Origin of the sequence: Tolypothrix sp. FACHB-123, from assembly GCF_014697075.1 — a bacterium.
Taxonomy (GTDB): Bacteria; Cyanobacteriota; Cyanobacteriia; order Cyanobacteriales; family Nostocaceae; genus Aulosira.
In genome coordinates this window covers 35,738-48,606 of sequence record NZ_JACJRE010000004.1, presented here as the reverse complement: position 1 = coordinate 48,606, position 12,869 = coordinate 35,738, and the positions used below count along the sequence as shown (strand labels likewise).

Sequence of the window (12,869 nt, the reverse complement as noted above, 5' to 3'; positions counted from 1 at the left end):
ACCTAGGGATGAAACAGAATTGCGATCGCTTCTTAATCAAAGCCGTGACCTTAAGTACAACTTCAACATCAGCTAGAGGCGATCTTCTCAGTTAATACAACAGTGCTTTGATTTTGAGTTTCAAAAAATCGTATGATCTGGCTGATTTCCCTATTTAAACAAAGGGCTGTATGTAGTGGCGACACATACATCATACATAATGTCTAAAGCGATGCCACTTTTGCCATACGCTATAGAAAAGTACGAAGGGAATTTCCCCTTTTCTTTTCCTGAAAGCTCAGGGCTAATACCGCTCTATGTCAGGCCATACTTAACTTATGTGCCTAGACTCTACTAAATGCTGAGAATATTAAACCGGTTAGTTTTTGCCCTATAGGGGCCACACATCCATAACGGATGCAGTGTACTGGCCAGCTTAGGATTTCTATCCTAGACTCACAAGCAACACGTTGACATACGTTTAGCAAAGATCAGTTTGAGCGGTGGCGACCCTAGCTAACAGCAACCCCTTTGGGAAACATTAAAGGCGATTCGCCTGATAAACCCTAGTATTAGGGCTGCTTTCCATCAGAGATCAAAACTTTGGTGCAGTTTTACAACGTTAGATATTAATTTTTGAAATTGAGGTTGACTATGAGGTATCGCGCTTTAATTGTTGCATTTTTGGCCTTGTGCTTGGGGCTAATCACAGCTTGTAGTGATGGTTCATCTGCTAGCAGTAGTAGAGATGTACTCACATATGAACAAATTCGCGGCACTGGTTTGGCTAACAAATGCCCCCAACTAACAGAAACAAGTCGTGGTTCCATTCCCCTCGATTCTAGCCAGTCTTATTCCATCAAAGAACTTTGCTTGGAACCGACTAATTTCTTCGTCAAGGAAGAACCCGCTAATAAACGGCAAGAAGCAGAATTTGTTGCTGGTAAGTTGTTAACCAGATATACCTCTACCATCGATCAGGTACAAGGCGATCTAAAATTTAACGCAGATAAAAGCTTGACATTTGTAGAAAAAGATGGACTTGACTTCCAGGCTATCACTGTACAACTCCCTGGTGGTGAGCGAGTTCCTTTCCTATTCACCATCAAAAACTTAGTTGCTCAAACACAACCTGGCTTGAACAGCGTTAATACTTCCACAGATTTTGAAGGCACATTCAAAGTACCTTCCTATCGTGGTGCTGCCTTCTTAGATCCCAAAGGTCGCGGTGTTGTGACTGGTTATGATAATGCTGTAGCATTACCAGCTCAAGCGGATGATGAAGAACTTACCCGCACTAACGTTAAGCGCGCGGAAATTCTTAGCGGCAAAATTTCCCTGCAAGTAGCGAAAGTAGACAGCACTAGCGGCGAAATTGCAGGTACTTTCGAGAGCGAACAGCCCTCTGATACCGATTTAGGTGCTGGTGAACCTAAAGAAGTCAAGATTCGTGGTTTGTTCTACGCTCGTGTTGAACCAAATTAGGGCTAATTTATTTTGAGTACCGCAACTGACGGTCACTCAGATCGGCATAATAATTCTGTAAGCATTAGGCTTGAATGCAAAAATTAACTCACATACACCTTTTATTACCAGGTGTATGTGTTTTTTTATGCGTATGACAAGCACGATCGCTAACCTATTAAATTCATAAATTCACATCATTTTTAAGTAAATTAACTATCTGGGTAGCATACAGGCATTATATTCGGACGATAATCTTTATTTTTTTATCAATAATTTTCAATTTATTATCTAACAATTTAATACCAAAATTAAACCAAAAAAATATTTAATAGACACATAAAATTTATATATAAATAAATTAAAATTATCAGACATTGGTAATGAAAAATACCTGTATTTATTTGATTGTTATCAATTATTTATTATCATCATTACTAGAAAATTATAAAATTCAACTTTAAATTCACAATTACTATCCAAAATTTATAAAACCAAGAAATATTTGATTGCAGAAAATGTACTGAAAAGTAGTACTTACTTGCTATGAATTACTGATTCATAACCTTGAACTACGTATATTTTGGGCAATGTATGGAGTATTTTTAAAATTTTCTCATTTACTAGTAATTATTTACGTATTTTTACTACCCACATTCTTTTTTACTATTTGGCATAATTTGCAAAGGTTTATTTTTGTATTTAGCAGTTAACAGGCTACTTCATAATTCAAATTCGGTACAATCTCGGTTCCAAATTTAGTGAGAAATTTTATATTTTGGCTGTATAGAGTTATTTAGCTGCAAGTAATACCAAAGCTTAATAACAATCCAAATACTAAATTCGCTTGTTTAGATGTGGTGCGATCGCCAAACTAAACTATGGTTTTTTTCAGCATTAAGTTGTGATGTTCCATAGGTTTATTTGGCTGATATAGGTTGATATTGACTTTGATATCATCCCATCGCACCCAATTTTAGCAACGAAATCCTAAACGCTTTTTTTGCTCTGCCTAATAAATGCGGTGCTATGCCTACCACAGTCACCAACGAACTAAAGCATGAAACTTGGCAGTTATTGCGAGAATATCAGCAAACCCGCTCAGAAAACATTCGCAATCAACTCGTCAAACTTAATTTCGGGTTAGTGAGAAGAGAAGCTCACTACTGGATGAATCAATGCCATGAAAATTACGAAGATTTGCTACAAGTCGGCTGTTTAGGTCTAATTAGAGCGATCGAAAAATTTGAAATTTCTAAAGGATACGCCTTTAGTTCTTTTACGATTCCCTACATTCGTGGTGAAATTCAACACTACTTGCGAGATAAAGGTGTTACTGTGCGTATCCCCCGACGCTACTTAGCACTGCAACAGCAAGCTATCGGTGTTTCGCGTTCTTTGCGGGCAAAATATAATCGTCAACCGACGGACTCTGAAGTAGCAGCCGCACTGGACATTTCCCCCGATGAATGGCAAGAAATTAAATTAGCATGGATCAATCGTGCACCTTTGAGTCTGGATGTACCCATCCAAGATGGAGAAGAAGGCGCAACCAGCCTTGGTGAATTAGTCCCAGATCCACACTACCGTAGTTTTCAATTAGCACAAGAAGACCAAATACGCCTGCAACAAGCTTTGGTTCAGCTAGAACAGCGTACCCGTGAAGTTTTAGAATGTGTCTTTTTACATGATTTGACCCAAAAACAAGTAGCAGAACACTTAGGAATTAGTGTAGTTACTGTTTCCCGGCGAGTGAAAAAAGGGTTGGATTTGTTGAAAAATCTCATGGGTGTGGCTGAAGATTAACTATCTACGAGTCTACTCCGCAGTTATGCTGGTCTAACAGTACTAAAAATAACCATTGAAATAAAAAAAATTAGGTTATAAAAGGAACAGACTTAGCCTTAAATACAAATTTTCGGCATGTTGATGTTCCAAACAAATTTTCCTATGGCTTTTGAGAACGGCTAATGGGTAGAAAAAATTCCACAATTACGGGTGTAGCCATTTTCATGTTGGCGATCGTTGGATGTAGTTCTGAAGAAACACCACAGGCTAGCAATCCTAGTCCTGCGGCTAATCTTCCCCCAGCTACAAAACCAGCACTTAAACCGCCATCAGCTACCCCATCTTTTAATAATCCAATAGTGCCTGGTAAACAGGTATCAAAAGTTGCATCTGCAACTTATAGTCCATCTTCTACTTTAATTCAACCCACTAATGCTACAGAGCGGTTAGTCATGGTAGCAAAAGGTCGAAATGACCCCTTTGCCGAAATTGTTCAACCAACGGTTCTCGGAATTGTTGGCAGTACGGCAAAACCTGTTCCTAAGTTACCACCCCTACCAATTGCTAAACCGTCGGCAACAAAAGTCCCTGTACGCAGTGCTGTACAATCAGTTAGTTTAAACCCACCTGTCAGCAATACAAAGGCCAATTCTGCACCAAATAATAGTGCGCCTAAGTTGGCGCAAGTCCTGCCGAAAGCGCCGAAAGTAGCCCCTAAATTGTTGCCTAGACTCACTCCAGTATTACCGCCAGTTGTTCCTAGTCCAAAGCTAGTGTCTGTATTACCAGAACGACCACAACCGGAACTAGCAAGATCCGTGCTGGTAACTGGTGTAGTTTTAATTGGCAAACAACTCCAGGCGATTATTCAAGTACCAAATGAACCTACTAGTCGCTACGTGCAAGCCGGACAGCGACTGGCTAACGGGCTTTTGATTAAACGTATTGAAATGAATGAAGGCTCCAATCCTGTTGTGATTGTGGAACAATATGGTATTGAAGTTGCCAGAATGGTAGGCGATAATCCTACCAATTCAGCAACACCAACTACAAATCCTGGCACAAGTCCTGTTTCTTGGACAATGCCATCCCAACATATTGTTGCTGTCGGAGCTTCATAAGGAATGGAGACTAAAGAAAAAATTGAATTTGCTGGCTTGCCATTAGCAGTCTATCGAGAGATAGCGGCTCATTTACGTCAAGTGGAAGGCTTAGAAGTGGGTTTGATTCCCCAATCATCCCTCCAGTTTGATTATTATCAAAGTCAAATTGAAGGCTTATGGCTATCTTGGAAATCAAACCCTACATCTGAAAATCGTCAACTAGTTCAGCAAATTCTGGCTTATTATCGAAATCGCTATAGCATTTAAGGATTTTGAGGTAATAAGTAGTACTTATAACAGTAAGTACAGCAGTACACATGAACAATAATATTAGGGGCTATGAGCTAGTATTTTTACTGATTACTAGTCATGGGCATAGTTTTTGAGTATGCTCCAACTGGCGTTAGTATAATTCTTATGTCAGCAGAATTACTACAAATGAGGTATAAATATCAATGCTCTATGCCCCATTTTCAATATAGGATACTATTTGATTTTGCTAAACTAAGTAATTTTAAGGTTTATTTTACAAGTATTCTCTAAAGAATTACGAATTACATAATTAAGAAACTACACTAAACCAGCCTGAAAAATTTGGTTTGGAGTCACATTCAATTGAGGAAAGGTTTGGGAGATGATGCGATCGCTTTCTCGAAACTTGTTTACCTGATATTCGCCATCAACTCTGGAAATATTATCTCTAATTTGCGGGTTTAGGGACATATGTACCACAACACCTAAGTATGTGAATATAAATTATGGTGGTTTTAACATGCTTGTTTGCGACGAATTGCTGCACAGTGCGGATGTTTAGTGCAAAACTTTGTCTAATATTATGCAATTGTAAATTGCTGAGGTAAACTGGCAAGCAAGTAATGCAAAATATTACTCAGCTGGTCTTCGGTCTTGGCATCACTCACAATGGACAACTGGCAATTTCTGATACAGAGACAGGGCGATCGCGCTTGGCATACCCTGGAATCGCCAAAAGGAGAAATTATAGAGGGTCGGTATAGAGTTTTGGCTCGTTCTAACCGTCCCAATATGGATGTGGAAGTAAGGGTAATTCACTCCTCTACCCAAGAGGTACCACCTAAGCGCCGAATTCAAAAGCGATCGCGGCGCACTAATGCAGAAGGCTTAATGGCGGTAATTCCCTATACTTACTTCAAACCGGGAATTTGGGAGCTGCAATGCTCTGGTGATTTAATGTCGGATATTCTCGGTAAATCTTGGCAGTACAACGTTTATTTACGAGTTTTACCACAACCTGTAGATGAGCAGGTAATCCCATCAATTGAGTCAGACAATGGAAATAGTTTGGTATTTGATTCCACTGATGAATTAACCACTATTCATGTGAAAAATTTGCTAGCTGGTAATTCAGTAGCATCTACAGATACACAACAACAAAACTCATCTGTTAGTGAACCAAGACCGACAATTGCAACTCAAACTAGTTCTGTCACCACAAAGCTAATTGACGATCAAGAAGAAGATATAACGATCGATCAACCTGTTAACCCTGTGTGGGTAAGAGGTGTGACGGCCGAGCAAATTTTACAAAATTTAATAGATTTAGCTTTACCTAGCGGTGAATCTCTTTTGGATGAGGAACTGCTAGCAGAACCACAAATAAAACCAGCATTACCACCACTATCGCTGAATCTAGAGCAAGAAACCTATGTTGCTCGCTGGGGTGGAACTTTGACTATTAATGGGCGGGTAGAACTACAAGAAAAAATGGATTTGGCAGTAGAGATCCCTTACCTAGAAAGTCTTTATTCTTTAGAAGTAAGAATTGCGCTACGTTCACCTGTTAAATCAGACATTTTAAACGAGGTTAAGCAATCATTACCGAATGAACTATTGCCTTTTAATATTGAATCTTCAATTAATATTCCTGCTGATTGCGAATCAAAATTAATTTTAGCTGAGGTAAGTTTGTATGGTGCGCTGACTAATCTTGGTGAAGTCACACTGTTAGCTAGCCAGCCATTCACAATTACAGCAGTTGTTAGCGAATTACTAGCAATTACAGCGGCAGTTACGAATACTCCACTTGAGCTTGAGGAGTCAGAAGTTGCTGAAGTTCCTGAACGAGCAGTTGGGATTGATTTGTCACTTTTGAATTTAGTTAAAGCTGTACCATCAGACCAGTCTCTGACTTTAGAGAATAAATTTTTACCGCCAGAAATTAAACCGCGATCGCGCAAAAAATCATTAGATAGCCATCGAGCACTAGAATTACCTAATATGCCGCCTCTTCCACCAATTAAGCCAGTGGATACGGAGATTTTGGCAGGCTCTTTGACAGCAGAAACGACGACAACAGAACTGGCTACACAGCTAGAAAGCTTGGAGAAAGTAGAAACCTTAGCTACTGTCAACATGGAGCAACTAGTGATTAAAAATCGGCGCATGTCGATGCTTGCTAGTACATTTCCATACTTGAAGCCGTTAACGGCTGCGACCGATGAAGAGGAAGCGGCAAAAAGTGAGGTTGTCGATGGCATTAGCTTGCATTCTCCAAACAACTCACAATTACTGCATAGTACTTTAGCTGAGACTGACAATACAACTGAATTATCCATCAGCAATCAACCATCTCAGATGATTTCTGTTACAGAAGTATCTGTTTCTCGGCGTTCTAAATTGATCGATGCCTATATTGCGGAAGCCACTAACTCACCTCGTCCGGAGTTAATAGATGATTTTGTGGCATCAACAGCAACTCCGCCTAGTTCAGAATTAATTGAACAATCTGTACCGCCTATAGCTAGTCCATCTACTCCAGAAGTAATTGAGCAACCTGTACCAACAACAGCGACTCCCCCTAATCCAAAATTAATCATCGAAGGTAACCCCTACTCATCACCGCTGATTACAAAATGGTTAGAAAATCAGGGATTCTCTTTACCTGAACCTATTCATTTACAAGACCAAGATGATGATCTTGATGTTGTAGTGCCTGAGACTGTAATTACTCATAATGACCGTGATTATACTGTGTCAGAAATTTCCTCTCTTGATACAGATACTGATGAAATACCAGCAGATTGGCTAGCGATCGCGCAACATGATTTAGAGACAGCAGATAACCTCTCAAAAGAATATTCCACCCCATCACTACCAGTTCCCCCACCGCCACCGCCACCGCGTTATCAAAAGATACCCCTACCCAAGCGGGAAGAAATTGTTGTAGATGATATTTATATTGAAGAAGAACCTGAGGTAGAGGTAACAGAAAGCCTGACTGTAGAAGAGGAAGTACCAGAGGTACCATTAATAGCAGAGCGATCGCCTTTGCCGCGAATGGCTAGCCCAGTTGTCGAACTATTACCAACGCCAAAATTATATTTACCAGAAGGCGAACTCATTGCCGGCTCATCTGTAAGGGTGCGTGTGGAAATACCTCAAGTATCCTCAGAAGTGATTGTGAAGCTATGGATTGAGGATTGTCAAAGCCGCTGGTTGATTGACGGCCCGCATTTACTGAAGAATTTACAGACCAATTCTGCGGGAAGGTTAGAGCTGACAACCCAATTAGATATTCCTTTTGGTTGCTTAGAAATGCGCGTTGAGGCGATCGCCCTTAACCCCCAAACCCAACAAGAAAGCGACAAAGTATCGCTGTCACGAGTTGTGATTCCGCCAGATTTACCAACTTTGCAATTAGATGAACTATTAGGTATTTAGACATGGTTAACAACTGCGGCTGTGTTAAAAATCTTTAGAATTTAAAAAATGAGACAGAATTTGCAGTAAGCTCATCTTGAATTGAAGTGTAATTTAACAGGAATCATTGACTATGGCATCTCAACTTTTGCCTTCGATTTTGGCTAGTACTTCCTACTTACCTGCTCTATTCGTTCCCATCATTGGCTGGGGCGTACCCATTGCCGTATTTGCGTTTTTGTTTCTATACATTGAACGCGAAGATATTGCCTAATTGAGTAATAACTCAATTAACCAACAACTAATGACCCATTAAAAATTAATACCGCCTATCTCCGTGAGATGGGCGGTTTTTTCATAATGTTGATTTCTAAACAAATGCTAGAAAATCTACACTAATTATGCTATTCGGCTCCAGCTACTATTACATTGAAGAACCGATTCCGGCATAGGCTCCGTAAAAGAAAATGCCTAAAACAGTTATGACACCTAAACCTGCGATCGTAGCGACGACCCACAGAGGAATTCTCCCACTTCCAGACACAGTTTTCTCCTCCCTTAACAACAAATCAACACAAGTTGAATAAATAAATGATTAACAAAAGTTGTTCCAGTTAGTTAAAGAAGTAACTGGAGAACAGAATACCCAGAACAAAAACTAGTAGTAGTCCCAGGTACAGTGAAGTCCGGTTAAGTTCTACCGGCTGATTATTGGGATTGGGCGTTCTTTCCATGAGTTGCTCCTAGCGTTGAATAAACTGCATTGCGGCGATCGCGCCCAAGAAAAAGACGGTTGGCACACCTAAGGTGTGAACTGCAAGCCATCTAACTGTAAAAATTGGATAGGTAACTGGTTGATTGATGTTGTTGCCGCTAGTCATGATTTCAAACTACTTTCCGATAAAGGTTTCAACTTGCTTTTTAGCTTCAAAGCGGTTATTTACAATGGGCACTTCTTGACGTACTTCGGTGAAATACTCATTAGGACGGGGTGTGCCAAAAACATCATAAGCCAGTCCGGTGCTGACAAATAACCAACCCGCGATAAATAATGCTGGGATGGTGATGCTGTGAATTACCCAGTAACGAACGCTGGTAATAATGTCCGAAAACGGACGCTCTCCAGTGGTACCTGACATCGAATTTCTACCTTCACAAAGACAGTTATTGAGTTTATTATCCTACAAAGTTTAGAAAGAGTTACAACTTGCAACGTCCTTCTCAGAAATCTGGATAATTACATAGGCTAGTGTTGCCCTAAGCAGGCTCGGATGAAGCAGCTGCTGCTACGTTAGGGTTATATTTTAGTAAAACGCCGCGATCGCCAATAATAAATCCTTGGTCGGGTTGGAAAAACACAATTTTGTAAAAATTAGCGGCTACTGTTTCCACATCCCGGTCTTTTTCCCAGGTTTTACCACCATCAGCACTGTGCAGTAAGTTACCACTACCGCCACCCAACCAAATGTCATTAGGGGTGCGATAAGCTAAATCCAGTAAACCCCAGCTAGTAGATAATTCGGGATTTTGTGCTTCTTGCCACTCATCGGGTTTGGTAGGGTCACTAAATTGTACCTGACCTCCCCGTGCCAGCATCCACATTTGCCCATTATCACCAAAGCCCATGTTTTCTACGCGACGAGAACTATTGCGGTTATGAGGTACCCAAGCATTTTGTCCTGGTTCCCAAGTGGAATAAAAGCTACCTTTAGCAGAAACAGCAACATACTTACCATCGGGAGAACGTTCTAAGTTACGCACCACACCAACTGCTGCTTCTACTTGGGCTTTCCAGTTTTTACCGCCATCTTTGGTTTGATAGATAGCGCCTACATCAGTAGCCATTTCGGCTGTATTTGGCCCCAGAGCGCTGACACTAATCGGATTACCAGGTAGTTTTTCGCTGAGGGCAATACGCGACCAAGAACGACCTTCATCAGTAGTATGCAGTAGCAAACCAGGTTCGCCTGCAATCCATCCTTCTTTACCAGCAAAACTTACAGCATCAAAGCGATACCTAGAGTCATCAAGTTCTAGATTTAGCGGTTTCCAAGTATCACCACCATCATTAGTTTCTAAAATGGTGGCATTGCTACCTACCAAGTAGCCATGCTCAGAATTTTCTGTAAAAGCAATATCTAACAGCTTTGCTTCTGTGGGTACATTAATGATTGCCCAGGGGTTATAGCTAGTAGAAGGGACTTTGCTACAACCTATACACATCAGGACAACTATCAACAGGGCAAATATTCGTTGCCAACCTTTCAAAATTGCTTGCATCAGTATCTTTTTATTTCTTAGTTGTTTCTAAATTTGTCAGTTGTCAGTTGTCATTGGGCGTGGGGCATTAGGTCTGAGGCATGGGGCATTGGGCATTTGTTAATTTATTTCCCTTGTCCTTTTTGTCCTCTTCATCTCCCTCATCCCTATTGTCTTTGTGGGTAGAGATTTTTAACTAAGTATCTATTGTAACCCGTAGAGACTGATAAAAAATAAGAAGGCTAGTGCCAAAGCACCGAAAATCAGGAGGTTTTTTTGGGTTGGGGTCAAGGTGTTGACGCCTAAACCGTAACCCAGATTTTCGCGAAAGCCTGATGCTTGACCTGCTGGGCCAATGCTAGTGAAAGCTTGTTTCTTTGCACTACATACGGGACAGCGCCAATTTATGGGTAGGTCTGCGAAGGATATTCCTGAGGGAATATCATGTTTGTCGTCTCCCTTTTCAGGTTCGTAGACATAACCGCAGGCACGACACTCATAGCGGTCTAACGCTTGAGTCTCAACAGCTTGTTCGCTTTGTTCGCTCATTGCTTAGGCCTCGCAGCAGAGAAATCTTAAATATACGTTACAAATTATGACATAACTGTTAGACTTTTCTATCACAACTAAAAACGAATCAAATACCTTCAGCACTTCTGTTTCCCAGATTTCAGAAATGCCTAAAAGATATAATGTAAAAGAACGTTACAGCGTTATTTACACCATAAGCGGTAGATATCAATTGTGTTTGTTCTCAGCGGTTACGAGTACCTTCTAGGCTTTCTCATTATCTGTAGCCTAGTGCCTGCCCTGGCGCTCTCAGCGTCCAAGCTCCTACGACCCAGCGGCAAAAGTGCGGAACGGCGCACAACATACGAATCCGGGATGGAACCGATTGGCGGAGCCTGGATTCAGTTCAACATCCGCTACTATATGTTTGCGCTGGTCTTCGTCGTCTTTGATGTGGAGACTGTGTTTTTGTATCCTTGGGCGGTAGCTTTTCACCGTCTAGGGCTATTGGCATTCATTGAAGCGCTAATATTTATTGCAATTCTTGTAATCGCCTTAGTTTACGCATGGCGTAAAGGAGCTTTGGAATGGTCTTGAATTCTAATTTAACAACCCAGGACAAAGAACGCATCATCAACCCGATTGAGCGTCCGACTGTGACTCAAGACCTTTCAGAAAACGTAATTCTGACTACGGTTGATGACCTTTACAACTGGGCGCGGCTTTCTAGCTTGTGGCCGTTGCTATTTGGTACGGCTTGCTGCTTTATTGAATTTGCAGCTTTAATTGGCTCTCGATTTGATTTTGACCGTTTTGGGCTAATTCCCCGTTCTAGCCCCCGCCAAGCTGATTTAATTATCACTGCTGGGACAATTACCATGAAGATGGCACCCCAATTGGTACGTCTTTATGAGCAAATGCCTGAGCCAAAGTATGTGATTGCGATGGGAGCTTGTACAATTACAGGCGGGATGTTTAGCGTTGATTCCCCCACGGCTGTGCGTGGAGTTGATAAACTCATTCCTGTAGATGTGTACTTACCTGGTTGTCCGCCGCGTCCAGAAGCGATTATTGACGCAATTATCAAGCTGCGGAAGAAGATAGCCAATGATTCCATCCAAGAACGGGATCAAACTAAGCAAACCCACCGCTACTACAGCACAACTCATAATCTCAAGCCAGTAGAGCAAATTTTAACTGGTAAGTATATGCAGTCAGATACTCGCTTTACACCACCCAAAGAATTGGCGGAAGCGATTGGTTTACCAGTTCCACCTGCTTTATTGACATCCCAGAAACAAAAGGAGGGAACCAACCGTGGCTGATGAAGAATCTAAGCCAGTACCAGCAGCAGAAGAGTCTCTGGTAAAAGCTGGGAAAGTTTCTCAGTGGTTGAGTGAAAATGGCTTTGACCATGAGGTTTTGGCACCTGATGCCAACGGGGTAGAAATAATTAAGGTAGCACCAGATTTTTTACTCCCCATCTCTACAGCTTTGTATGCTTACGGGTTTAATTATCTCCAGTTTCAGGGTGGAATTGACCTGGGCCCTGGACAAGAGTTAGTGAGCGTATATCACTTAATTAAAGTAGGTGATAATAGCGATCGCCCTGAAGAAATCCGCTTGAAGGTGTTCCTCCCACGGGAAAACCCTACAGTTCCTTCAGTGTACTGGATTTGGAAGACAGCAGACTGGCAAGAGCGCGAGTCTTATGATATGTTCGGTATTATCTATGAAGGACACCCCAACCTGAAGCGAATTCTAATGCCTGAAGATTGGGTAGGCTGGCCTTTGCGGAAGGATTACATCTCGCCTGATTTCTACGAGTTGCAAGACGCTTATTAGACAGTGCTAATTGCTGAGTGTCAGCAGTGAGAATTGTGTTATCTCATCCCTAACCCCTCTCCGGCGGCGGAGGGGGGTATTGTTTTTTTGGGGTTAGCATGGAAGAAGATGATATTTTCTTTTCAAGCAGAGATACAGAAAAAAAAGGAAATATTTTCGAGTTGGGACTAGGTAGACATTAATATAAATATGCAGTAAAAATATTATTTTGTAAAAGCCAATGTCTAGCGAATTACAAGAATC

General features: G+C 41.2%; 15 protein-coding genes and 1 pseudogene. 9 read left to right on the top strand and 7 right to left on the bottom strand.

Features of this window, described 5'->3' with window-relative positions:
- Positions 1–633: 633 nt before the first annotated feature.
- The 4 genes from H6G41_RS04040 (at position 634) to H6G41_RS04025 (ending at position 4,601) form a co-directional block, all read left to right on the top strand.
- Positions 634–1,464: a photosystem II manganese-stabilizing polypeptide gene (locus H6G41_RS04040; protein ID WP_190743837.1), complete on the top strand. Its 831-nt coding sequence runs from the start codon at positions 634–636 to the stop codon at positions 1,462–1,464.
- Positions 1,465–2,472: 1,008 nt separating this feature from the next.
- Positions 2,473–3,249, top strand: a complete 777-nt coding sequence (locus H6G41_RS04035) for an RNA polymerase sigma factor SigF (RefSeq protein ID WP_190743835.1) — start codon at positions 2,473–2,475, stop codon at positions 3,247–3,249.
- A gap of 164 nt (positions 3,250–3,413) precedes the next feature.
- On the top strand, positions 3,414–4,352 hold the full coding sequence (locus H6G41_RS04030) for a hypothetical protein (RefSeq protein WP_190743833.1): 939 nt from the start codon (positions 3,414–3,416) through the stop codon (positions 4,350–4,352).
- A gap of 3 nt (positions 4,353–4,355) precedes the next feature.
- A complete protein-coding gene (locus H6G41_RS04025) occupies positions 4,356–4,601 on the top strand; it encodes a hypothetical protein (RefSeq protein ID WP_190743831.1) in 246 nt (81 codons plus the stop codon).
- A gap of 303 nt (positions 4,602–4,904) precedes the next feature.
- Here the strand turns inward: H6G41_RS04025 and H6G41_RS04020 are convergent.
- Positions 4,905–5,018, bottom strand: a pseudogene (locus H6G41_RS04020) (Uma2 family endonuclease); the annotation flags it as partial.
- Between the two features lie 237 nt (positions 5,019–5,255).
- On the opposite strand from H6G41_RS04020, the gene H6G41_RS04015 reads away from it, so the two are divergent.
- Together H6G41_RS04015 and H6G41_RS04010 are read left to right on the top strand one after the other, a co-directional pair.
- Positions 5,256–8,033 (top strand): hypothetical protein, encoded by a 2,778-nt coding sequence (locus tag H6G41_RS04015; RefSeq protein ID WP_190743829.1) that lies wholly within the window; start codon positions 5,256–5,258, stop codon positions 8,031–8,033.
- Between the two features lie 112 nt (positions 8,034–8,145).
- Positions 8,146–8,286: a photosystem I reaction center subunit VIII gene (locus H6G41_RS04010; protein WP_190743827.1), complete on the top strand. Its 141-nt coding sequence runs from the start codon at positions 8,146–8,148 to the stop codon at positions 8,284–8,286.
- 150 nt (positions 8,287–8,436) lie between these two features.
- Here H6G41_RS04010 and H6G41_RS04005 read toward each other — a convergent pair whose 3' ends face one another.
- The 6 genes from H6G41_RS04005 to H6G41_RS03980 form a co-directional block, all read right to left on the bottom strand.
- Positions 8,437–8,556: a photosystem II reaction center protein J gene (locus H6G41_RS04005; RefSeq protein ID WP_190743825.1), complete on the bottom strand. Its 120-nt coding sequence runs from the start codon at positions 8,554–8,556 to the stop codon at positions 8,437–8,439.
- A gap of 70 nt (positions 8,557–8,626) precedes the next feature.
- Positions 8,627–8,746 carry a photosystem II reaction center protein L gene (locus H6G41_RS04000; RefSeq protein WP_010997988.1) on the bottom strand — a complete coding sequence of 40 codons (120 nt, stop codon included), beginning with the start codon at positions 8,744–8,746 and terminating at the stop codon, positions 8,627–8,629.
- A gap of 9 nt (positions 8,747–8,755) precedes the next feature.
- Complete coding sequence (psbF, locus tag H6G41_RS03995; protein ID WP_015115279.1) at positions 8,756–8,893, bottom strand: cytochrome b559 subunit beta; 138 nt, start codon at positions 8,891–8,893, stop codon at positions 8,756–8,758.
- Between the two features lie 9 nt (positions 8,894–8,902).
- Positions 8,903–9,151, bottom strand: coding sequence for a cytochrome b559 subunit alpha (gene psbE / locus H6G41_RS03990; protein ID WP_190743823.1), 249 nt, complete (start codon positions 9,149–9,151; stop codon positions 8,903–8,905).
- Between the two features lie 118 nt (positions 9,152–9,269).
- A complete protein-coding gene (locus H6G41_RS03985) occupies positions 9,270–10,292 on the bottom strand; it encodes a photosynthesis system II assembly factor Ycf48 (RefSeq protein ID WP_190743820.1) in 1,023 nt (340 codons plus the stop codon).
- Between the two features lie 183 nt (positions 10,293–10,475).
- The gene (locus H6G41_RS03980; RefSeq protein ID WP_190743819.1) at positions 10,476–10,820 is read right to left on the bottom strand and encodes a rubredoxin; all 345 of its coding nucleotides are present in this window, start codon (positions 10,818–10,820) and stop codon (positions 10,476–10,478) included.
- 195 nt (positions 10,821–11,015) lie between these two features.
- Between H6G41_RS03980 and ndhC the strand changes: the two genes are divergently transcribed.
- Genes ndhC through H6G41_RS03965 form a run of 3 tightly spaced genes read left to right on the top strand, consistent with a single transcriptional unit; the run spans position 11,016 to position 12,626 of the window.
- The gene (gene ndhC / locus H6G41_RS03975; protein WP_045872960.1) at positions 11,016–11,378 is read left to right on the top strand and encodes a photosynthetic/respiratory NAD(P)H-quinone oxidoreductase subunit C; all 363 of its coding nucleotides are present in this window, start codon (positions 11,016–11,018) and stop codon (positions 11,376–11,378) included.
- Positions 11,369–12,106: a photosynthetic/respiratory NAD(P)H-quinone oxidoreductase subunit K gene (gene ndhK, locus H6G41_RS03970; protein ID WP_190743817.1), complete on the top strand. Its 738-nt coding sequence runs from the start codon at positions 11,369–11,371 to the stop codon at positions 12,104–12,106. Before ndhC ends, ndhK begins: the two co-directional genes overlap by 10 nt.
- Positions 12,099–12,626, top strand: coding sequence for an NAD(P)H-quinone oxidoreductase subunit J (locus H6G41_RS03965; protein WP_190743815.1), 528 nt, complete (start codon positions 12,099–12,101; stop codon positions 12,624–12,626). Before ndhK ends, H6G41_RS03965 begins: the two co-directional genes overlap by 8 nt.
- Positions 12,627–12,869: the final 243 nt, after the last annotated feature.